At 66.4% G+C, this 22,467-nt stretch carries 18 protein-coding genes; 10 read left to right on the top strand and 8 right to left on the bottom strand.

The annotated features are described in order from the left end of the window. Positions 1-69: 69 nt before the first annotated feature. The 3 genes from HV793_RS10690 to pmbA form a co-directional block, all read right to left on the bottom strand. Complete coding sequence (locus HV793_RS10690; protein ID WP_054458376.1) at positions 70-1,224, bottom strand: ABC transporter substrate-binding protein; 1,155 nt, start codon at positions 1,222-1,224, stop codon at positions 70-72. Positions 1,225-1,480: 256 nt separating this feature from the next. After that, positions 1,481-2,578, bottom strand: a complete 1,098-nt coding sequence (locus HV793_RS10685; protein WP_054458374.1) for a TRAP transporter substrate-binding protein — start codon at positions 2,576-2,578, stop codon at positions 1,481-1,483. Between the two features lie 220 nt (positions 2,579-2,798). After that, positions 2,799-4,163, bottom strand: a complete 1,365-nt coding sequence (gene pmbA / locus HV793_RS10680) for a metalloprotease PmbA (RefSeq protein ID WP_175213103.1) — start codon at positions 4,161-4,163, stop codon at positions 2,799-2,801. A gap of 58 nt (positions 4,164-4,221) precedes the next feature. On the opposite strand from pmbA, the gene yjgA reads away from it, so the two are divergent. The 6 genes from yjgA to HV793_RS10650 all read left to right on the top strand — a co-directional run bounded on the left by yjgA (position 4,222) and on the right by HV793_RS10650 (position 9,169). Beyond that, positions 4,222-4,773, top strand: a complete 552-nt coding sequence (gene yjgA, locus HV793_RS10675; RefSeq protein ID WP_054458370.1) for a ribosome biogenesis factor YjgA — start codon at positions 4,222-4,224, stop codon at positions 4,771-4,773. A 19-nt stretch (positions 4,774-4,792) separates the two neighbouring features. Beyond that, on the top strand, positions 4,793-5,470 hold the full coding sequence (locus HV793_RS10670) for an alpha/beta hydrolase (RefSeq protein ID WP_054458369.1): 678 nt from the start codon (positions 4,793-4,795) through the stop codon (positions 5,468-5,470). 337 nt (positions 5,471-5,807) lie between these two features. Next, a complete protein-coding gene (locus HV793_RS10665; RefSeq protein ID WP_166738364.1) occupies positions 5,808-6,812 on the top strand; it encodes an ABC transporter substrate-binding protein in 1,005 nt (334 codons plus the stop codon). Then, entirely contained in the window at positions 6,812-7,627 is an 816-nt protein-coding gene (locus HV793_RS10660; protein WP_042797538.1) for an ABC transporter ATP-binding protein, read from the top strand. Before HV793_RS10665 ends, HV793_RS10660 begins: the two co-directional genes overlap by 1 nt. Before the next feature lie 3 nt (positions 7,628-7,630). After that, the gene (locus HV793_RS10655; protein ID WP_054458365.1) at positions 7,631-8,467 is read left to right on the top strand and encodes an ABC transporter permease; all 837 of its coding nucleotides are present in this window, start codon (positions 7,631-7,633) and stop codon (positions 8,465-8,467) included. Between the two features lie 9 nt (positions 8,468-8,476). Continuing rightward, positions 8,477-9,169 carry a cysteine hydrolase family protein gene (locus tag HV793_RS10650; RefSeq protein WP_119450708.1) on the top strand — a complete coding sequence of 231 codons (693 nt, stop codon included), beginning with the start codon at positions 8,477-8,479 and terminating at the stop codon, positions 9,167-9,169. Positions 9,170-9,181: 12 nt separating this feature from the next. On the opposite strand, the gene HV793_RS10645 is transcribed toward HV793_RS10650, so the two are convergent. Further along, positions 9,182-11,623 carry a bifunctional acetate--CoA ligase family protein/GNAT family N-acetyltransferase gene (locus HV793_RS10645; protein WP_175181753.1) on the bottom strand — a complete coding sequence of 814 codons (2,442 nt, stop codon included), beginning with the start codon at positions 11,621-11,623 and terminating at the stop codon, positions 9,182-9,184. Positions 11,624-11,743: 120 nt separating this feature from the next. Between HV793_RS10645 and gltX the strand changes: the two genes are divergently transcribed. After that, the gene (gene gltX / locus HV793_RS10640; protein WP_054458359.1) at positions 11,744-13,150 is read left to right on the top strand and encodes a glutamate--tRNA ligase; all 1,407 of its coding nucleotides are present in this window, start codon (positions 11,744-11,746) and stop codon (positions 13,148-13,150) included. Positions 13,151-13,224: 74 nt separating this feature from the next. On the opposite strand, the gene HV793_RS10635 is transcribed toward gltX, so the two are convergent. The 3 genes from HV793_RS10635 to HV793_RS10625 form a co-directional block, all read right to left on the bottom strand. Continuing rightward, positions 13,225-14,424, bottom strand: a complete 1,200-nt coding sequence (locus HV793_RS10635) for an MFS transporter (RefSeq protein ID WP_175213102.1) — start codon at positions 14,422-14,424, stop codon at positions 13,225-13,227. Between the two features lie 97 nt (positions 14,425-14,521). Further along, positions 14,522-15,028, bottom strand: coding sequence for a hypothetical protein (locus HV793_RS10630; protein WP_054458355.1), 507 nt, complete (start codon positions 15,026-15,028; stop codon positions 14,522-14,524). 189 nt (positions 15,029-15,217) lie between these two features. Then, positions 15,218-16,117, bottom strand: a complete 900-nt coding sequence (locus tag HV793_RS10625) for a LysR family transcriptional regulator (protein ID WP_054458353.1) — start codon at positions 16,115-16,117, stop codon at positions 15,218-15,220. Positions 16,118-16,202: 85 nt separating this feature from the next. On the opposite strand from HV793_RS10625, the gene HV793_RS10620 reads away from it, so the two are divergent. Next, entirely contained in the window at positions 16,203-17,048 is an 846-nt protein-coding gene (locus HV793_RS10620; RefSeq protein WP_175213101.1) for an alpha/beta hydrolase, read from the top strand. A 63-nt stretch (positions 17,049-17,111) separates the two neighbouring features. Next, positions 17,112-18,077, top strand: a complete 966-nt coding sequence (locus HV793_RS10615) for a Bug family tripartite tricarboxylate transporter substrate binding protein (protein ID WP_054458547.1) — start codon at positions 17,112-17,114, stop codon at positions 18,075-18,077. A gap of 44 nt (positions 18,078-18,121) precedes the next feature. On the opposite strand, the gene HV793_RS10610 is transcribed toward HV793_RS10615, so the two are convergent. Then, entirely contained in the window at positions 18,122-18,571 is a 450-nt protein-coding gene (locus HV793_RS10610; RefSeq protein WP_008159001.1) for an Lrp/AsnC family transcriptional regulator, read from the bottom strand. Positions 18,572-18,700: 129 nt separating this feature from the next. On the opposite strand from HV793_RS10610, the gene HV793_RS10605 reads away from it, so the two are divergent. Beyond that, positions 18,701-22,207 (top strand): indolepyruvate ferredoxin oxidoreductase family protein, encoded by a 3,507-nt coding sequence (locus HV793_RS10605; RefSeq protein ID WP_175213100.1) that lies wholly within the window; start codon positions 18,701-18,703, stop codon positions 22,205-22,207. Positions 22,208-22,467 lie beyond the last annotated feature (260 nt).

Below are 22,467 nucleotides of genomic sequence, written 5' to 3'. Positions count from 1 at the left end.
ATAAAAAGCGCCTTGCGAGCGGCCGCGCCGCCCGCAAGGCGCATCCCCCCGCGCGGGGATGCGCAGCGCTTACTTTTCGATGACGTACTTGCCGTCCTTCGTCACGCTGACGATGGGAGCCTGGTCGGCATCGTAGCCGGCGGGCTTGCCGGCGCGGTCGTTGGCCTGACGGAACTTGAACGGGCCAGTGGCGCCGGTCCAGGTGACCGCGGGCAGCGCGTCGCGCAGGGCTGCGCGATCCTTGGGCAGGTCGCCCGAGATCTTGACGTTCTTCAGCGCCTGGGCGGCGATGTACATGGCGTCATACGACTGGGCCGCGAACTGGTCCGGCGCGCCATTGAACTTGGCCTTGTAGGCGTCGATGAACTTGACGTTCTCGGGAGCCTTGTTCTCGATCGACCAGGGGCTGCCGATCCACAGATTGTTCGACGCGCCGCCAGGGGCCAGGTCGAAAATCTTGACCGAGTTCATGCCGTTGCCGCCGATGACGGGCACGTTCAGGCCCAGTTGGCGGGCCTGCACCATGATCGGGGCGCCTTCGGCCAGCAGTGCGGACAGCACGATGGCGTCGGGGTTGGTGCCCTTGATCTTGGTCAGCTGGGCCTTGAAGTCCACGTCGCCCTTGGCGAACGTTTCGGTCGTCGTGACCGGGATCTTCTGATCTTCCAGGGCCTTCTTGAAGTTGTCGTAGCCGCTCTTGGTGAAGACGTCGTCGTTGCCGTAGAGCACCGCCACGTTCTTCAGGCCGGTCTTGGCCTTGACGGTGGCGATGGTGGCCGGCAGCACGTCGGCTTCGGTGACCGAGTTGCGGAACACGTAGTTGCCGATGGAGGTGATGCCGTCAGCGGTATTGGAGGTGCCGAAGGCGACCGTCTTGGCGGCCTGGGCGATCGGGTCGGCGGCCTGGGCCGAGTTGGACAGCGTCGGGCCGAAGACCATCAGGACGTTGTCCTTGAAGATCAGCTTCTTGAAGACGTTGATCGCTTCTTCTTTCTTGCCTTGTTCGTCCTCGACCACGAGCACGATCTTGTTGCCGTTGATGCCGCCGGCGGCGTTGATTTCATCAGCGGCCAGCTGGAAACCGTTGCGGATCGACACGCCGTACTGGGCGGCGCCGCCCGACAGGGCTTCGGCCACGCCGATCTTGATGTCGGCCGCATGGGCAGCCGGGACGATACCGGCAGCGATCAGCGCGGCCAGCAGCTTCTTGGTCTTGGATTGCATGGTTGTTACCACCTTAAAGTCTGTCTCGGAATATTGGTAATCCGGGCTGATGTAATCCTGCCGGATTGACGTCGGATGCCGCCTAAAGACGCCATGTTTGCGCGTCAAGACCCGGGATATTACTCCTTTGTATCAGGCGGCTACTCGAACGCCATTCAACAAAAGCCTACAAACCGCCCATTTTTTTGTAAAAAACGTGTGGTTACTAGCAAAAACCCTAACGCTGGCCGAATGTTATTCGGCAGGCGTAAGTGTCCTACGTTCTGGCCGATAACGCTACGCCCAGGTATTGGTCGTAGGCGCTTTCGGTCAGGCGGAACCATGGCATTTCGCTGTCGCGAAAACCCATGTAACTATCATGCATCGCCTTGAATCTGGGGTCTTTGGCGCCCAAGTCCTTGTAGAGTTGCTGCGTGGCCTCGAACGCCAGGTCCATGATGGACCGCGGGAATGTACGGATTTGCGCACCATTTGCCGTCAATTGAGCCAGAGCGGCCGCGTTGCGGGCATCGTAGCGGGCGATGGCGGCGGCATGCGCGGCCTGTGCGGCGGCATCCACCACGGCCTGGTAGTTCTTGGGCAGCGCGTTCCAGGCCTCGTCGTTGATATACAGCGACAGCTGCTCGCCGGGCGCCCACCAGCCGGGTGCGTAGTAATACTTAGCAACCTTATTAAGACCGAGCTTGTCGTCATCGTAGGGACCCGCGCCCGCCACCGCCTGCAGGCCGTCTTTCTCGAAGGCTTCGGCAAGCTTGGCGGGATCGGCCTGCTGCGGCGCCACGCCCAGCTTGGCCAGCACATCGCCGGCCAGGCCGCCGACGCGCATTTTCAGGTCTTTCAGGTCGCCGGCGCGCTTGATTTCCTTGGTGTACCACCCGCCCATCTGGGCGCCGGTGTTGCCCAGCGGAAAGTTGATGATTTTTTCAGGCTTGAAGAGTTCGCGGGTCAGCCTCAGGCCGCCGCCTTCGCTCATCCAGGCGTTCATCTGCCTGGCGTTCAGGCCGAAGGGCACGCCAGCGTCGAAGCAGAAGACGGGGTTTTTGGCGTAGTAGGCGCGGGACGAGGCATGGCCGCATTCCACCTTCTTGGTGGAGACCGCTTCCATCAGGTCCGCGGCGGGCACGATCTCGCCCTCGGGGAAATGGCGGATGTTGAACTTTCCGCCCGTGGCTTCGGAGACGAACTTGCAGAAGCTTTCGCCGGCGCCGATGCGCAGATCCAGGGCGCTGGGGAAGCCGGAAGACAGGCGCCAGCTCAATGAGGGCATGTCCTGCGCGAACGCGGGCGCGCTGACGGCGGCTCCGGTGGCGACAGCGCCGAGACCGGCGTGCTTCAAGAACGAACGTCGTTGCATCTCTTTGCTCCTTTACCGCAACACCTGGGACATCACGCAATACCCGCTGGATATTACACGCCGATATGGGCCGACATTAACAGGACAGCGGGTAAAGGTTTGCAAATAGAGGGTGACGCGGGTCCGCGAATGGGCAGCGCGCAGGGGCTGCAAAGCAGTGCAAGGACCGGGGGCCGTGCAAGTCCGCGGCGGCCATGATGTGGCCGCCGCTCTAGCGGCGTCAGATTCCGGCGATCGCCATCTGCTCGATCAGGATCGAGCCAGTGGTCTTGGTGCCGCGCGATATCGTGTCGGCGCCGACCGCCACGATCTGCTTGAACATGTCGGCGAGATTGCCGGCGATGGTGATTTCCTGCACCGCGTGCTGGATCTGGCCGTTTTCCACCCAGTAGCCGAACGCGCCGCGCGAGTAGTCGCCGGTGACGTAGTTCACGCCCTGGCCGATCAGTTCGGTGACGAGAAAGCCCGTGCCCATCTTCTTGAGCATGGCTTCGAAGTCGTCGCCGCGGCGGGTCTGGGTGGAACTGAACACCAGGTTATGCGAACCGCCGGCGTTGCCGGTGGTCGTCATGCCCAGTTTGCGGGCGGTGTAGGACGACAGAAAATAGCCTTCCAGCACCCCGGCCGACACCACGCTGCGGCGGCGGGTGCGCACGCCTTCGTCGTCGAAGGGCGAGCTGCCCATGGCGCCGCGGATGTGCGGGTCTTCGGTCAGGTTGATGTGCTCGGGGAAGACGGGCTTGCCCAGCGCGTCCAGCAGGAAGCTGGCCTTGCGGTACAGCGCGCCGCCATTGGCAGCCTGGGTCAAGGCGCCCACCAGCCCCAGCGCCAGGGGCGCTTCGAACAGGACGGGGAACTTGCCGGTGCGGATGCGGCGGGCCGACAGGCGCGACAACGTGCGCTCGGCGGCGTAGCGGCCGATGGCCTCCGGCGAGGCCAGCTTGACAGGATCGCGTTCGGAGCTGTACCAGTAGTCGCGCTGCATGCCATTGCCGCGTCCGGCGATGGGCGCGACCGACAGGCTGTGGCGCGAGTACGGATAGCCGCCCAGGAAGCCGCGCGTGTTGCCCATCACGAACTGGCCTTCGTAGGTGCCCACGGTGGCGCCATCGGTATTGGTGATGCGCGGATCGACCTCGCGGGCGGCGCGCTCGGCGCGCAGCGCCAGCTCGGCGGCCTCTTCGGTGGACACGCCCCAAGCGCGGTGCAGGTCCAGGTCGGGGAATTCGGTGGCCAGCTGATCGGCGTCGGGCAGGCCGGCGGCCGGATCGGCGGCGGTGTGGCGCGCAATGTGCCAGGCGGCTTCGACCGTCTGGCGCAGCGCCGCTTCGGAAAAGTCGGAGGTGGAGGCCGAACCGCGGCTCTGGCCGGCGTAGACCGTCAGGTCCAGCGAACGGTCGCGGGTCTGTTCGACGGTTTCGATGTCGTTCTTGCGTACGGAGACCGACAGGCCCAGGCTTTCCGAGACTTCCGCCGCTGCGTCGGAGGCGCCGATCTGGCGCGCATAGGCGAGGGTTTGTTCGACGAGTTCAGAAAAACGCGCGTGATTCGCCGCCAGCGGCAAGGATGAGGAGGTTTTAACCATTGCTGTCCAATTTGCAGAGACGGTTATCATAGCCAAGTCTGTCATTGCGCAGTTTTCCATGAATTCCCATATTGAAGAAGAATCCGTCGACGACGGTTACGACGAGAACGGCTACGACCGTCCCAGCAAGTCGCAGGTCAAGCGCGAAATGCACGCCTTGCTGGACCTGGGCAAGCAGCTGATCGAACTGTCCCCCGAACGCCTCAAGCAATTGCCGCTGGCGGAGCGCCTCTATGAAGCGATCCGCACCGCGCAGCGCACCACCGGGCGCGAGGGCAAGCGGCGCCAGGTTCACTTCGTGGGCAAGCTGATGCGCGACGCGCCCGCCGACGAGATCCGCGCCCAGCTCGACGTCTGGGAAAACGGCTCGCGCGAGGAAACCGCCGCCATGCACCGGCTGGAGACCTTGCGCGACCGCCTGCTGGACGACGACGAGGCCCTGACCCGGCTGCTCAATAACAATCCGCAGGCCGACGTGCAACAGCTGCGCGCGCTGATCCGCGCCGCCCGCAAGGAAAAGCTGGCCAACGCCGCCCTGCTGCAAGGCCAGGAGCCGCAGAAGAAGCACTACCGCGCGCTGTTCCAGGCCCTGAAGACCCTTACCCTCTGATTTTCACCGTCCGCCGTCCATGAACGCTCCGACCGACCTGCTCGATTGCATCGAGATCGAAACCGCCCCCAATCCCACGCACGCCGTGATCTGGCTGCACGGCCTGGGCGCCGACGGCAACGACTTCGCGCCCATCGTGCCGGAGCTCGACCTGCCGGCCGGCGCGTCGGTGCGCTTCGTATTCCCCAACGCGCCGGTGCAGCGCGTGACGATCAATAACGGCATGGCGATGCGCTCCTGGTACGACATCCTGGTCATGGACCTGGTGCGCGTCGAGGACGCCAGCGGCATACGCGCCTCCGAGGCTGCGATCCACAAGCTGATCGCGCGCGAAAACGCGCGCGGCATCCCGACCTCGAAGATCGTGCTGGCGGGCTTTTCGCAGGGCTGCGCCATGACCCTGCACACCGGCATCCGCCTGCCGGAAAAGCTGGCGGGCATGATGGGCCTGTCGGGCTATCTGCCGCTGCTGGACACGGCCGAGGCCGAACGCCACAGCGCCAATCACGACACGCCCATCTTCCTGGCCCACGGCCAGTACGACCCGGTGGTGTCGCTGCCGCGCGCCCAGGCCTCGCTGGCCGAACTGCAGCGCCTGGGTTACGACGTGCAATGGCACACCTACCCCATGCCGCACTCGGTCTGCGCCGAGGAAGTGGCGGATATCTCCAAGTTCCTGAATCAAGTCCTGGTCTGAGGACCATGCAGGGCCGCGCCCGGCGGCCCTGATCGCGGCAGATAGGCGCCCGGCGCCCCTGCCCGCCCACTTGCAGGCCCTGGCGGCCTGCGATTTCATTTTGTATACCAAGTGGTATCCCAGCCTGGAATTTTCATAGGCTGGCTTTCTTGCGTCCATAGAGAAAAACGCCAACTGCAAAAAGCTTGTCGCCTATTTGTATTGAATATAGTATTCGATCCAAGCCTTACCGGCCCGAGCAAGCAGTTCGGGCTTCCCTGTTGTTGTTGTCGATCCATCCCATTGGCCGTGTCGCGCCGGGTTTCGGCGTGGCATTCAAGACGCAGGAGAAAGTCCCGTGAAATCCTTGCCATCGCCCCGTCTGGCGGTTGCGGCGCTGCTCGCGCTGTTCGCCCCCCTGGCCGTCCAGGCCGAAGCCCTCAATCCCCCCGTGAAGGTCCGCTACGAAGAAGTGGTGCGGTCCATTCTTTACGTGCCCAAGTACGTGGCCCTGTCGCAGGGCTACTTCAAGGACGCCGGCCTGGACGTGTCCATGAAGACCTCGCAAGGCACCGACAAGGGCATGACCGCCCTGCTGTCCGGCAGCGCCGACATCGTGCTGATCGGGCCCGAAGCGTCCATCTACGTCCACAACAGCGAATCCCCGGTCAAGCCCAAGATCTTCGCCGGTCTGACCGCCACCGACGGCTTCTTCCTCTTGGCGCGCAAGCCGGTGGAGAAGTTCGACTGGTCCATGCTCAAGGGCAAGGAAGTGATCGGCTTTCGCCCCGGCTCCAATCCCATCGTGTTCCTGGAAACGGCGCTGCGCAAGCATGGCGTGGATCCGCAAAAGGACGTGAAGCTGCTGAACAATATCGGCATTCCCGCGCGCGCGGGCGCCTGGATGGCCGGCCAGGGCGAATACGGCATCTTTCTTGAACCCGAGGCCGGCGAACTGGTGCGCAACGGCAAGGGCTACATCGTCGCCTCGGTGGGCCACGAAGTCGGCCAGGTGGACTACACCGTTTTCACCGCCACCGACAAGTACATCCGCGACAATCCCAAGGTCATCCAGGCCTGGACCGACGTGGTGGCGCGCGCCGAAAAATACGTGAAGGACACGCCCGCGGCCACGCTGACGCCGCAGATCATGACTTACTTCCCCGGCATGGACCAGGCCGCGGTAACCGAGGCCATCGAGCGCTACAAGAAGTACCAGATCTGGAAGACCACGCCGCTGGTGACGGCCGAAGCCATGAACCAGTTGCAGGACATGCTGATCGCCAGCGCGGTCATGAAGGATAACGCCCGCGTGAAGTACGAGGACGTGGTGGTGACCGACTTCGCGAAGAAGGCCCAATGATGGGCGCCGTTATCCACAACCTGAAGCCGGACACCGCCACGGCGAAGATCGAACTGCGCGAGGTCTGTCTTTCCTATTTCACCCAGGAAGGCGAGACGGAGGCGCTGTCGAATGTGTCGTTCACGCTGGCGGCGGGCGAATTCGTCAGCCTGATCGGGCAAAGCGGCTGCGGCAAGAGCACCCTGCTGTCGCTGATCGCCGGCCTGATTCCGCCGACCTCGGGCGCCGTGATGATAGACGGCCAGGCCGTGACCAAGCCCAATCCGCGCATCGGCTACATGCTGCAGCAGGACTACCTGTTCGAGTGGCGCACCATCCTGGACAACGTCATGCTGGGCGCGGAGATCCAGGGCCGGCGCGATGCGCGCAGCGAGGCGCGCGCCGTGCATCTGCTGGAGAAATGCGGACTGGGCGCGTTCCTGTCGCACACGCCGCGCCAGTTGTCGGGCGGCATGCGGCAGCGCGCCGCGCTGGCCCGCACCCTGGTCACCGAGCCGGACGTGATCCTGCTGGACGAGCCTTTCTCGGCGCTGGATTCGCAGACCCGGCTGGCAATCTCCGACGAAGTGGTGGACATCCTGAGGCGCGAAGGCAAGACCGTGGTGCTGGTCACCCACGACATCGGCGAAGCCATCGCCATGACCGACCGTGTGATCGTGCTGTCGCGCCGTCCCGGCCGCCTGAAGAGCCAGTACCGCATCCATTACGGCGACGGCCAGGCGCGGCCGACGCCATTCCAGGCGCGCTCGCGGCCGGAATTCAATACCTACTTCAAACAGCTGTGGGACGAGCTCGATGTCCACGTGGAGGGTTGACCCATGAACGCGCCCGTCGCCAACACCGTTCCGCTGCGCGCCGTGCGCGCGCCCAGCGAGAAGTACCTGAACTACCTCCGGCGCGACCGCGCCCGCCGCCGGCATATCCGCGTCGCGCAGGCGCTGCTCTTGGCCGTGTTCCTGTGCGCCTGGGAAATCCTGCCGCGCATGCACATTCTCAACCCGCTCCTGACCAGCTACCCCAGCGCGCTGTGGCCGACGTTCATCGAACTCTGGAACAACGGCAACCTGGGCAAGCACATCATGACCACGCTGAGCGCCACGCTGGTGGGCTTCGGCCTGAGCATGGCGATCGGCATCGTGGTGGCGGCGGCGCTGTGGTGGTCGGACTTCCTGTACAAGGTGCTGGACCCCTTCCTGGTGGTGGCCAATGCCATGCCCAAGATCGCCTTCGTGCCGATCTTCTACCTGTGGCTGGGGTCGGACTACGCGGTATACGGCATGGCCGTGGCGATCGCGGTGTTCGTGACCATCATGGTGGTGTATGCGGGCTTTCGCGGCATCGACCTGAACAAGGTGAAGCTGGCCCACACCTTCGGCGCCAGCCGCTGGCAGGTGCTGACCAAGGTGGTGCTGCCGGGCAGCGTGCCCACGTTGATCGCGGCGGTGAAGATGAACATCGGCCTGGCGCTGGTAGGGGTGATCGTGGGCGAGTTCCAGTCGGCGGATTCCGGCCTGGGCTTTCTCATCATGAACGGCAGCCAGGTGTTCAAGCTGAACATCGTCATGACCGCCATCGCCATCCTGGCCGTGATCTCCAGCGTGATGTACCTGATCGTCTACCGCATCGAAGCCGCCATCGCGCGGCGCTACGGATAAGGAGCCGCCATGGAATTCCCAAAATGGGTGGAGGACCGCGTGATCGCCCGCCAGGGCCGCCTGCATCCCTATGACGAACTGCCCGCCGCGCGCCTCGCGGTGGTGGTGGTGGACATGCAGCAGTACTTCACGCTGCCCGGCTATCAGGGCGAATGCGCGCCGGCGCGCGAGATCATCGCCCCCATCAACCGCCTGTGCGACGCGGTGCGCGCCGCCGGCGGCACCATCGTGTGGGTGCAGACCGCTTCTGATAACGCCGACTCGTTCTGGTCGCACCATCACGGCGTGATGTTGACGCCGGAGCGCAGCGCCAGGCGCCTGGCAACACTGCGCCGCGATGCTCCCGGATATGCCTTGCATCAGGACCTGCATGCGCACGACGCCGACCTGCGCGTGACCAAGCGCTTCTACAGCGCGATGGCGCCGGGCTCGTCCGAACTGGAGCCGCTGTTGCGCGGGCGCGGCGTGGACACGCTGCTGATCGCTGGCACGGTCACCAACGTGTGCTGCGAATCCACCGCCCGCGACGCGATGATGCGGGACTTCCGCACCATCATGGTGGACGACGCGCTGGCCGCCGTCACGCCCGCCGAGCACGAGCATGCGCTGCACGGCTGGATGCTGTTCTTCGGCGACGTGCTGTCGGTGGACGAATCGATCGCGCGGCTCAAGCCCGCCCAGGCGGCCAGAAAGACCGCCTGAACGGGCCTGGGATCAGGACAGGTTCAACCAGACCCGGCGCATCGTCGGGTCTTCCGGATCCGCGTCGTTGGTGAAGCCCAGGCTGGTCATCAGCGACAACATGGGCCGGTTGGTCGACAACACCAGGCCGTCGATGTATTCCAGCCCCTGTTCGCGCGCCGCGTCGATCAGCGCCGACATCAGCTGGCGGCCCAGGCCGCGGCGTTGCCAGTCGTCACCGATCACCAGCGCGTACTCCGCCCCCCTGCCGTCCGGATTGCGCAGGTAGTGCGCGAAGCCCACGAGGACCTCGCGCGGATGCCCGCGGTTGGCCGGGTTGGGCACCTGCGTGGCGGCCACGAGCGCCAGCTCGCGGTGGTAGTCCACCTGCGTGTAGCGCGACACCATGCGCGGGGTCAGCTCGCGCATCATGGACACGAAGCGCATGTAGCGCGAACGCTCCGACAGGCCGCGGATGAATTCCTGCAGCGGCTCGCCGTCCTCGGGACGGATGGGACGCAGCACCCAGGGGATGCCGTCGGCGAAGCGGCGCACCTGGACCAGCCGGGCCGGATACGGGTGGATCGCCATATGCGGGTAACCCGCGGTCTGCGGCGTTGCGCAACCGGGCTTCTCGGTCAGCGTCATGCGCAGCCCGCCGGCGCGCAGATGGGTTTCGCCGGCGTATAGCGGATCGATGTCCAGGGACTCGATATCCGGCAATTCCGACACCAGCTCGGACACCAGCACCACCGCCTGTTGCAGCGCCTCGGCGGCCATGTGGCCGATGCGCGGCGCCAGCACCCGGCGCCACAGCCGGCTGCGTTCGATCAGCTGGCGGGCCAGGAAGCCGTTGAGCGGCGGCAGGTCGACGCCGCGGTCGGATTGCGACAGCACCGCGTCCGGACCGCCCGCGCCGAAGCGGATGACGGGGCCGAACTGCGGATCGCGCCGCACCCGGATCGCCATGGGGCGGGATTCCGGCTCGGCCGCCGCCACGTCCATCGGCGTGTCGCGCAGCGGCACGTAGAACAGGGCCAGCAGGCTGCGGATTTCAGAGGTATTCAGTTCGCGCCGGCATTCCGCGCGCACGCGCGCCAGGATCTCGCGCGCGGCGCCCAGGTCCGGCACATGGCTGGCCGGCTCCGGCGGCTGTGTCTGCAGCAGCAGTTGCTGGTTGTAGTGATGGGTTGCCAGCACGCCGAAGGCATCGGCGGCCGATTCCGGCGTGCGGAAAGCCGAGGTGCCCGCGTCGTCCAGCATGCGCCGCAGCGGCCGCATGCCGGCATCGCCCATGAAACAGGTGACGACCGGCTTTTTCGCCTTGGGTGCGATCTGCGCCAGCTCGCGCGCCACCGCCGGCATGTCGGCCAGCGCGTCGGGTGCCAGCAGCACCAGCACGCCGTCCACGCCGGCATCGTCAAGCACCGCGTCCAGCATGGCGCGGATGCGTTCGGGCGTCAGCGGCGTGAAGGTGATGACGGGATTGGCGGTGGCCGCGTCCGGCTCCAGCATGGCCGCCAGCGTCCGCTGGGTCGCGGGCGCGAGTTCGGCGCGCAGCACGGCGGCGTCCGGACCGATCAGGTCCATGGCCAGCTGGGGCGGTCCGCTGCCGTTGGAGATCAGCGCCACGCGCCGGCCCTTGGGACGGCGCGTGTAGCCCAGCACCTTGACGGCCGAGAACAGCTGCACGAAATAGCGTACCCGCACCGCGCCCGCGCGGCGCAGCGCGGCGTCGAAGATGGCATCGGCGCTGTCGGTGTCCGCGCGGCCAGCCTTCAGCACGATCACGGGCTTGATCGAAGCCGCGGCGCGCAAGGTGCTCATGAATTCGCGGGCCGGGCCCACGTCTTCCAGATAGAGCACGATGCTGTCCGTGCGCGGATCGCTGGCCAGATAGTCCAGCACCTTGGACAGGCCCACCACCGCCTCGTCGCCCAGCGACACGGCGGTGGAAAAGCCGATGTGCACATCTTCGGCCCAGTCCATGACCGCGGCCATGATGGAGCGCGACTGCGCCAACAGCGCCACGCGGCCGGCGCGCGCCAGCACCGGGTGCTGGCTCAGGTTCAGGCCGGCGTGCGGCCGCTGGGCGCCGAAAGAGCGCGGACCCAGCAATTCGCAGCGGTTTTCCTCGGCCCAGGCGCGGCACAGCGCCAGCGTGCCGCGCGGATACGGGTCGGGCAGTTCATGCGGCAACAGGATCACCGAGCGCGGCGCCAGCGGCGACAGCCTGCGCAGCGTTTCCGGCAGGACGGCGGGCGAAACGCAAACCAGGGCCAGATCAGGCCGTTCGCCCTGGGCCAGGCCCTGCAACGTGTCCGGCAGGTCCGGCGCGGCGCCGACTTCGCAAGCCACCACTGTGGTCTTGCCCTTGAGCGCGGGCGGCAACGAGGCCGCCGCCGGCAGCGGCCGGTCGGCGACGATCACCAGCGAGGCGGGCTCGAACATCGGAGCGAGAGCATGTCGCAACATGGTGTTAGCAGGCCCTAATCTAAAATACCCCTCATCGTAACAAGACAACCCCGCCCTACGTTTGACATGGGCCCAGCCTGACGCCGATTTGTGGCGCCGCAGCCGCTATCATTGCCACCTATGACTTCCAACGCCTCTACCCCCATTCGTACCCGTTTCGCGCCCTCGCCCACGGGTTTCCTGCATCTGGGCGGCGCCCGCACGGCGCTGTTCTCCTGGGCCTTCGCGCGCCACCACCAAGGCACCTTCGTGCTGCGCATCGAAGACACGGACGTCGAACGCTCCACGCCGGAAGCGGTGCAGGCCATCCTGGACAGCATGGACTGGCTGGGCATGCAGCCCGATGAAGGCCCCTTCTACCAGATGCAGCGCATGGACCGCTACCGCGAGGTGGTCGCGCAGATGCTGGCCGCCGGCACCGCATACCACTGCTACAGCTCGCCCGAGGAAGTGGAAGCCATGCGCGAAGCCGCCCGCGCCCGCGGCGACAAGCCGCGCTACGACGGCACCTGGCGTCCCGAACCCGGCAAGACCCTGCCGGCCATCCCGGAAGGCCGCAAGCCCGTGGTGCGCTTCAAGAACCCGCAGGAAGGCGCGACCTCCTGGAACGACATGGTCAAGGGCACGATCAGCTTCGACAACACCGAACTCGACGACCTGATCATCGCGCGCCCGGACGGCACGCCCACCTACAACTTCTGCGTCGTGGTCGACGACTGGGACATGGGCATCACCCACGTGCTGCGCGGCGACGACCACGTCAATAACACCCCGCGCCAGATCAACATCCTGCGCGCGCTGGGTGCCACGCTGCCCGAATACGGCCACGTGCCCATGATCCTGGGTCCGGACGGCGAAAAGCTGTCCAAGCGCCACGGCGCCGTCAACGTCATGGAGTACGACAACGAAGGCTATCTGCCGGAAGCCATGGTCAACTACCTGGCACGCCTGGGCTGGAGCCACGGCGACGACGAACTCTTCTCGCGCGACCAGCTGGTGTCGTGGTTCGACACCAAGCACCTGTCCAAGTCGGCCTCGCAGTGGGATCCGAAGAAGCTGAACTGGGTCAACGCCCACTACATCAAGCAGATGGACAACGCCGAACTGGCCGAGCGCGTGGCGCCGCGCGTGGCGAACCGCGGCGGCCATCCGGAAAAGATCGACCTGCCGGGCGTCATGGGCCTCTTGAAGGACCGCGCTGAAACGCTGGAGCAACTGGCCGACGGCGCCATGCTGTTCTGCGCCGAGTTCAAGGGCGCGCCCGCCGAGCTGGCCGAGCAACACCTGACCGCCCCCGCGCGCGAAGCGCTGGCCGACTTCGCCCAGCGCGCCCAGGACGCGGACTGGACCCGCGAAGCCCTGTCCGCCCTGATCAAGGCCGTGCTGGCCGATCGCGGCATGAAGATGCCGCAACTGGCCATTCCCCTGCGCGTCGCCGTCACCGGCCAGACCCAGACCCCGGCCGTGGACGCCGTGCTGGCCCTGCTGGGCAAGCAGACGGTGCTCAAGCGCCTGGCTGCGATCTAAGCGCCTGTCCCAAAAACACCGCGGGCCTTGCTCATCCTGGAATGAGCAAGGCCCGCGGTGTTTCAGCCGTTCCTTCAGGCTTGCTGGATGGCCGCGCGCGCCTTCAATGCGCGCGCGAAGAACGCGCCCAGCAAGGGCAACAGCGCCGCCGAGCCGCCAAACAACGCGGCAGGCCCGATCTCGTCGACCACCGCGCCCGCCAAGGCCACGCCCGCCGCCTGGCCCATGAACAGGCAGGACGCGAACCACGCGACGGCCGTGCCGCGCGCCGACGGCACCATCTGCGTCGCATTCGTCTGCAACGTGGCATGCAGCAGGTAGTAGCCGAAACCCGCCAGCACGCTGGCCAGCAAGCTCCACATCCAAACCGGACCTAGCAAATACGACAGGAACGCCACGCCCAGCACCAGTCCGCCGGCGATCGCCAGCCCGCGTTCCCCCAGGCGTTTCAGGATGCGGCCGGCAACCACCGTATAAAGCAAGCCGCCGACGGCATACACGGCCACCAGCGCGCCCGCGGCGGTCAGAGAGATACCGAAGCGTTCATGCAGGTAGGAAGGCGCAAAGGCCAGGGTGCCGAACACCAGCAGGCCTTCGACGAATACCGTCGCCAGCACGATGCGCGCCCAGGGCGTACTCAACACCAGCCGCGCCTGCGCCATGAAGCCCTGGCGCGCCGCGCCGGGATCCACCTGGCCCAGGCCCGAGACCTGCTGGCGCCGCACTTCCAGCAACAGCAGCACGCCCACTATCAGGTAGCCGCAGACCAGCGCGGCGAACGCCCAGCGCCAGCCCACGGTGTCGGCAAACAGGCCGCCAGCCAGTTGGCCGGCCGACATGCCGAGGATGGTGCCGGTCAGGAAACGCGCCAGGGTGGCCTGGCGGCGTTCGTAGGGCACGTTGTCGCCGATCCAGGCCATCGACAACGGCACGATGCCCGCCCCCGCGGCGCCCGAAAGGACGCGGCAGAACACCAGCACGTCCAGCGACCCGGCAACCACGGCGCCGGCGCTGCCCAGCGCGCAGGCAAAGGTCGCGATGCTGACGACGCGGTACTTGCCGTAGCGGTCGCCCAGGGGGCCGAAGAACATCTGCAACACGCCGTAGGCCACGGCGAACGCGGTCACGGCGCGCGCGGCCTGGCCTGTAGTGGTGCCGAATTCCGCCGCCAGCTGCGGCAACATGGGATCACAAATGCGGAAGGCGCTGGCGCTGACGAAAGCGGCCAGGGCAAGCAGCGCGATGGCGCGCGCTTCGGAGGACAAGGCAGGCATGGATGACCGGCTGCGGGCGATGGGTGAAGACCGCACCTTACCGCAGCCCGGCCATCTTGGCTTTGCCGCGGGGCGGAATGTCCGTCCCGCGCAACGCTCAATAAGGCAGGCGGTAGCCCGTGGGCATGCGGCGCGCGGTCATGACCTGGCCGCCGTTTTTCAGCTCACGCATCGTCAGGCGGGTCTTCTCGACCTTTTCGACGCGGTAGCGGTTCAGGTAGATCGGATCGTTGGCGTCCACCAGTTCGCCAGCGGACTTGGTGGTCTGCATCGTGTAGATGCCGTCCGCCACGCTCCAGCAGCCGGTCTCGCGCAACGCGGGACGCGTCTTGCGGCCGATCTTCAGCAGGGATTCATAGGCCATGGTGCCATCGGCGGACAGCACGATCAGCGATTGCAGATCGCCACTGACGTCGCGCGGGCGGCTGTTCGACAGCCAGGTGCCTATCATGGGATCGCCGGCCTTGGCGGGCACGCAGGCCACCGGCTTGGGCGGTTCCGCGGGCTGGGCCTCGGTGATGGTGGCGGGCTTTCTGGCGGCGCAGCCGGCCAGGATCAGAACGGCGCAGGCGACGCCCGCCGTACGCAAATACACACTGCTCATGACTTCCTCAACACGTCTGTCGACGCGCCGCACCGAGCACCCCGGCGCGTCCCTCGCGCAGCAAACATCACGCACTCTAAAGAGCCGTTTGCGAAGAATCAACGGCGATCCGCGACCAGTGCAATTGCGCAACAGTAGGCCCCGGAATTGGCCTGTTTTATGGCCGCAAATCGCAAAAATGCGTTGGTTTCAAGCGACAGTGCGGCCGCGTTTCGCGGCCTTCGCGCGCAGCATTTCCTCCATGCGCGCGGCAGCCGGAGACAGGCTGCGGCCGGCCAGCCGGGTGATGCCCAGTTCACGCTCGATGCGCGGGGCGGATAGCGGCACGAAGGCGAGTCCGCGCGAGTCCGGCGGCACGCCCAGCCGCGCCAGCACCGTGACGCCGACACCGCGTTCCAGCATGGCCAGAAGCGACATCATGTTGGACACGAAGACCTGCCGGTCCAGCATGAAGGCCGCCTGCGGATAGCCGGCAAGCTGGCGATGGGCGATGGTGCCGACCAGAGGCAGGTCCTCGATCTCGCGCCAGGTCACCGATTTGCGCCTGGCCAGCGGATGGCCGCGATGGCAGACCAGGCCGAAGGCGTCACGCAGCAAAGGCTCGAACGACAGTCGCCGGTCCTGCGACACCGGACTGCACACGCCCAGCTCCGCCTCCCCTGCCAGCACCATGCGCTCCACGCCTTCCGAGTTGTCGTCGAACAGGCGCAACGCCACCGCCGGATAGCGTTCGCGGTACGTCGCCACCAGTTCCGGCAACCAGTGCGTGGCCACGGTGGCAACGGACGCCATGGTCAAGGTGCCGGCCTCGTTGCTTGCCAGCCCCGACAGCGCGCCCGCCACGCGGTCGTGGTGCTGCACCAGTTCACGCGCCAGCGGCAAGCAATCCTGCCCGAATCGCGTAAGCGTGCCACGGTTGCCCGGCTCGAACAGCGGCTGCCCCAGGCGCTGCTCCATCTCGCGGATGGACAGCGACAACGCCGGCTGTGAGCGGAAGGCCCGCGCCGCGGCCGCGCGGAAGCTGCGCAGCTCGGCCACCAGCAGGAAGTGGCGGTAGTGCGTGATGGAAATCTCGGGCAAGGGGCGCATGGCTGGCCTCGATCAGTGAAACTTATCCAATCATATGAAAAATAAAGTTTTCTGATAGTTCGGCCGCACCTAAGATGGCCGCACCATGAATGCCGACTCGCTGCTCCCGCCTCTTTCCACCCGCGCCGACCCGCTGGATTTCAACCGCGTCGACCAATTGCCCGCGCATCCCGCCGGCCAGGGCCGCCTGATAGTCGGCGCCGATCCTCGGGACGACAGGCCAGGCCTGCTGTTCGTGCCCGGCGCTTACCACGGCGCCTGGTGCTATGCGCACTATCTGGATTTCTTCGCCCGCGCCGGCCTCGCCTGCGCGGCGCTGGATCTGCGCGGCCACGGCGCCCTGCCCCAGGACGCGGCGTTTGCGTCGGTTGGCATCGCCGACCTGGGCCAGGATGTCGTCAGCGCGCTGGACGCGCTGGCTCGTCCCACGGTCGTCATCGGCCACAGCATGGGCGCGCTGCCCGCGCTGCTGGGCGCCAGCCAGCGGACGGTGGCGGGCGTGGTCCTGCTGGCGCCGTCGCCGCCCGGCGACCTGCCCGGCGCGCAAGCGCTGCCCCCTGTCCCCGAAGGCCTGCCGCGCAGCGCGCCGAACGACGCCGAAATCCGCGCGCGCTTTCTGGCGACCTCGCCAGACCGCAACGTCGCCTCGGTATCGCGGCGCCTGTGCCCCGAAAGTCCGGAGGTGCTCAACGACCGTTATCTGCTGCGCGTGCCCGTCGACGCCGCCGCCATCCACGCTCCCGGCCTGTGCCTGGAAGCCGGCCTGGACACGCATGACCGCCATCCGCCAGGCCAGGATCTGGCGATCGCGCGCCGCTTCGGTTTTTCCCACGCCGTGCTTGCCGGCCAACCGCATTGCATGATGTACGCGGACCAGTGGCAAGTCAGCGCCGCCGCCATCCTGGATTGGCACCACAGCCAATTCGGCTGATCGCCCCCCAATACCAACGACAACAACGACAACGACGCGCAATCGCGCCATCAGGAGACAAGCATGTCCATTCCCCGTTCCCTCCGTCCGGCCCTGATCGGCGCCGGCCTGCTGCTGGCCGCGGCCTCGCACGCCGCCGGCTGGCCCGAGAAACCCGTGACCCTCATCGTGCCGTCCGCCGCCGGCGGCGCGGCCGACCTCACCGCGCGCACCCTGGCGCAATACCTGGGCGAAAAGACCGGCCAGACCGTGGTGGTCGAGGACCGTCCCGGCGCCGGCGGCATCGTCGGCACCAACGCCGCAAAGAACGCCGCGGCGGACGGCTATACCTTCCTGCTGTCCACCAACTCCACCCACTCGGCCAACCAGTTCCTCTACAAGAGCCTGCCCTACGACGCGCAGAAGGACTTCCGCCAGGTCGGCATGCTGGGCACCTTCGGCACGGTCGGCGTGGTGTCGCCCGACAGCCCGTACCGCACGGTGCCCGACCTGGTCGCCTATGCCAAGCAGCATCCCGGACAGGTCTTCTTCGGCTACTACAGCTCGTCCTCGCAAGTGCCGTCCGAACTGTTGAAGCAGCGCGCCGGCATCGAGATCACCGGCGCTGCCTACAAGAACATCACGCAGATCATCACCGACCTGCGCGGCAAGCAGATCAACTTCGCCTTCGTCGACTACCTGACCGCAATGGGCCAGATCGACGGCAAGGGGCTCATCCCCATTGCCGTCACCGGCGCCCAGCCGCATGCGGCCTGGCCCAGCGTGCCGACCATGGCCACCTACTATCCGGATTTCGTCGTTGCCGGCTGGCTCGGCCTGTCGGCCCCGGCAGGCACGCCGCAGGACATCGTGGAAAAGATGAACGCCCACATGCAGGCGGCGGTGAAGGACGAAGCGACTGCGAAGAAGCTGCGCGCCCTGGGCCTGACGCCGGAATCGATGGACGTGGCGCGCTTCGATGCCTTTGTGAAGGAAGACACCGCGCGCTGGAAGGAATGGATCCGCATCTCGGGCATCCAACCCCAATAAATTCGCGGCCCTCCCTATATCTATATAGAGAGGGCCCGTTTTATCTACAGCGGCAGGCGCTGCTCGTGCTTGATTTCGCGCAGCGCGACGATGGTGCGCGTCTGCCGTATGCCCGGCATGTTGAACAGGAAGCGGTGCAGGAAACGGTCATAGGCCTCCGGGCTTTCGACCAGGATCTTCAGCAGGAAGTCCGAATCCCCCGTCACCGCGTAGCACTCCAGGATTTCGGGCGCGTCGCGCACCGAGCGCTCGAAGTTTTCGACCGTATTGGCGGAGTGCCGTTCCAGGCTGATCTGCGCGAACATGCAGCCCAGCCCCACCTTGCTGCGGTCCACCTGGGCGCTATAGCCCTGAATCACCCCGCTGGCCTCCATCGCCTTCACCCGCCGCCATACCGGCGCGGCCGACAGCCCCACCTTCTCTGAAAGCTGCTGCGCCGAGGCCCGGCCGTCCTCCTGCAAGGCCTTGAGGATGCCGATATCGGTCTTGTCCATCGCTTAGTCTCCTGGTTTTTATCGAACACGAAACGTTCATTGCGAATTATAGGGATAGCACGATCCAAAAACGCAATAAACCTGATGGCTCGCGAACCTATCATGGTGCCGAAACCAGGAGTATTCACCATGGACGGTACCCCCGCCGCCGAACCCCAGCTGGACCTCGAGTACCAGCTCGCCGACAACCTCACCCGCAGCTCCGGCCGCATCTTCATGACCGGCACCCAGGCGCTGGTGCGCATCATGCTCACCCAAGCCCGGATGGACCGCGAACGCGGCCTGAACACGGCCGGCTTCGTCTCGGGCTACCGCGGCTCGCCGCTGGGCGGCGTGGACATGGCCATGTGGAAGGCGCAAAAGGCGCTGGACGCCAACCAGATCACCTTCCTGCCCGCCATCAACGAAGACATGGCGGCCACCGCGGTCATGGGCACCCAGCAGGCCGGCGTGCGCGCCGACCGCAACGTCGATGGCGTCTATGCCATGTGGTACGGCAAGGGCCCCGGCGTGGATCGCGCCGGCGACGCGCTGCATCATGGCAACGCCGCGGGCGCATCGCGCAACGGCGGCGTGCTGGTGGTGGTGGGCGACGACCACACCGCCGTCTCGTCCTCCATCCCGCACTCCAGCGAGGCCTCGCTGATCGGCTGGCAGATGCCCATCGTGCATCCCGCCTCCATCGACGAATACGAAACCTTCGCGCTGTGGGGCTGGGCCCTGTCGCGCTACTCGGGCACCTGGGTCGCCTTCAAGGCCGTGTCCGAAACCATCGAATGCGGGCATTCCTTCGTTCCCGCCCCCGCCCAGCGCTACGACATGCCGGCGGATCCGGACATGCCGCCCGAATCGCTGGAATATTCCGCGCGCGACTTCCTGTCGCTGGCGATCGAAACGCGCATGAACCTGCGCATGAAGGCCGTGGCCGCATTCGCGCGCCGCCACAGCATCGATCGCCTGACCTGTCCGGCGCCCAAGGCCACTGTCGGCATCGTCACGGTGGGCAAGGCGCACCTGGACACCATGGAAGCGCTGTCGCGCCTGGGCGTGGACACCGTCACCGCCAACGCGCCGGTGCGCATCTACAAGCCCGGCCTGACCTGGCCGCTGGATAGCGAACGTCTGCTGGAATTCGCGCGCGGCCTCTCGCACATCCTGGTGATCGAGGAAAAGGGCGCCGTGGTCGAAAGCCAGATCAAGGACCTGCTGTTCAACCTGCCGGACCGCCCCACCGTCATCGGCAAGAAAGGCTTCGACGGCGAAGCGCTGGTGCCCTCGGCCGGCCAGTTGCGCCCTTCCCTGCTGGCGCAGCCGCTGGCCAGCTGGCTCAGCCGCGCCGCCGGCCTGCCGCTGGCGGCGGACCTGTCCGCATTCGCGTGCCAGGCGCCGTTGTCCAACGATGCCGACGGCATGCGCCGCCGCCCCTATTTCTGTTCGGGCTGCCCGCACAGCACCTCGACCAAGGTGCCCGAAGGCAGCCAGGCGCTGTCGGGCGTGGGCTGCCACTACATGGCCGCCTGGATGGACCGCGACACCGGCGGCCTGACGCAGATGGGCGGCGAAGGCGTGGACTGGATCGGCCTGTCGCGCTACACCAAGATGCCGCACATCTTCCAGAACATGGGAGAAGGCACCTATTACCACTCCGGCTATCTCGCCATCCGCCAGGCCGTGGCCGCCAAGGCCAACATCACCTACAAGATCCTGTTCAACGACGCCACGGCCATGACGGGCGGCCAACCCATCGACGGCCCGATCTCGGTGCCCAGCATCTGCCAGCAACTGCGCGGCGAGAACGTGGCCCGCATCGTCGTCACCACCGACGAACCCGAAAAGTACCAAGGCGTGGACCTGGGCGCCGGCATCAAGGTGCACCACCGCCGCGAACTGGACGCGCTGCAGCGCGAGCTGCGCGAGATCCCCGGCGTGACCGTGCTGATCCATGACCAGACCTGCGCCGCTGAAAAGCGCCGCCGCCGCAAGAAGAACCAATTTCCCGACCCGGCGCGCCGCATGCTGATCAACAGCGCCGTCTGCGAAGGCTGCGGCGACTGCGGCGTGCAATCGAACTGCCTGTCGGTGGTGCCGCTGGAAACGCCCTATGGCCGCAAGCGCGCCATCGACCAGTCCAGCTGCAACAAGGACTATTCCTGCGCCGAAGGCTTCTGCCCCAGCTTCGTCTCCGTGATGGGCGGCAAGCCCAAGAAGAGCGCGGCGCCCAAGGCCGACCAGGAACGCCTGCAGAAATTGATCGCGCAATTGCCCCTGCCGGCCATGCCCGCGCTGGACCATCCCTATCGCCTGCTGGTCGCCGGCATGGGCGGCACCGGCGTCATCACCATCGGCGCCATCGTGTCGATGGCGGCGCATCTGGAAGGCCTGTCCGCCGCGGTGCTGGACCTGACCGGCCTGGCGCAGAAAGGCGGCACGGTCGTCAGCCACATCCGCCTGGCGCCTGCCGGCGCGCCTGCCGGCCCGGTACGCCTGGACTGGCAGCAGGCCGACGCCGCGATCCTGTGCGACCCGGTCGCCTCCGTGGCGCCGGACTCGCTGGGCGCGCTGCGCTGCGGCCACACCCAGGTCACGGTCAACAGCTACGTGGCCCCGGTCTCCGACTTCACCCGCAACCCGGACGCGGCCATGCGGCCCGAAGCGCTGCTGGCCAAGATCCGCCACGCCGCGGGCGAATCCAACACCGTCGCGATCGACGCGCACGAGGCCGCGCTGGCGCTGTTCGGCGACAGCATCCTGTCCAATATGTTCATGCTGGGCTATGCCTGGCAGCGCGGCGGCGTGCCGCTGTCGCAGGCCGCCATCAACCGCGCCATCGAACTCAACGGCGTGGCCGTGGCCGCCAACCGGGCTGCCTTCGACAGCGGCCGTCTGGCAGCTCACCAGCCCGACGCGCTGGAAGGCGCGTTGCGCCCGCGCGCCCAGGTCGTGCAACTGCACGTGCCCGAATCGTTCGAACGCGCCGTCGCCCGCCGCATCGAAGACCTGACCGCCTATCAAAACGCCGACTACGCCCGCCAGTTCCAGGACGTGGTCGAGGCCGTCGCGGCGCGCGAACGCGAATTGGCGCCCGACGCCAAGACGCCGCGCCTGGCGCTCGCTGTCGCGCGCGGCCTCTTCAAGCTCATGGCCTACAAGGACGAGTACGAAGTCGCGCGGCTCTACACGGGCGCCTCCTTCCAGGCGCAGTTGCAGGGCCAGTTCGAAGGCGACTACAGCCTGCGCTTTCACATGGCCCCGCCCATCTTCGCCCGCAAGGACCCGCGCACCGGCGTGCCGCGCAAGATGACGCTGGGCCCGCGCACCATGACCGCGCTGAAAATGCTGACGCGCCTGAAGGGCCTGCGCGGCACCTGGTTCGATCCCTTCGGCCACACCGCCGAACGCAAGATGGAACGGGCGCTGGTGCGCGAGTACCGCCAGACCATAGACCAGTTGCTCGCAGGGTTGACCCGCGACAAGCTGGCTCAAGCGGCTACAATCGCCGGCCTTGCAGAAACCATCCGCGGCTTCGGTCACGTGAAGGCTGCAAACGTCGAGAAGTATCGGACGGAGTTGGGCCGCTTGATGCAAACCTATACGGCGCCTGCCCCGCGCGATATGCCCCTGCGGAAGACCGCATAAACATTCGCTCCGAGCGGCACCTTCCTGGGCGCGCCTTGCTGGGCGCGCCTAGTGCATTTGGTAACAACCTTTTGTGAACTTCGTCTTATTTTTTTCTTGTCCCTGTCGTACTCGATCACTAGAATTAGTGTCCAACGAGGGGTGCTACACTATATGTTGTGGTCGCTTAAGAGCTGATTCCCGTCGGCCACGCCTTTTGGACTAAGCCGTCCTAGCGTTACGACCCCCTCAAAAGATCCGATTTTGTACCTGACATGACG

Origin of the sequence: Achromobacter aegrifaciens, from assembly GCF_902859965.1 — a bacterium.
GTDB classification, from domain to species: Bacteria; Pseudomonadota; Gammaproteobacteria; order Burkholderiales; family Burkholderiaceae_B; genus Achromobacter; species Achromobacter aegrifaciens.
This window is presented reverse-complemented; position numbering and strand designations above follow the sequence as displayed.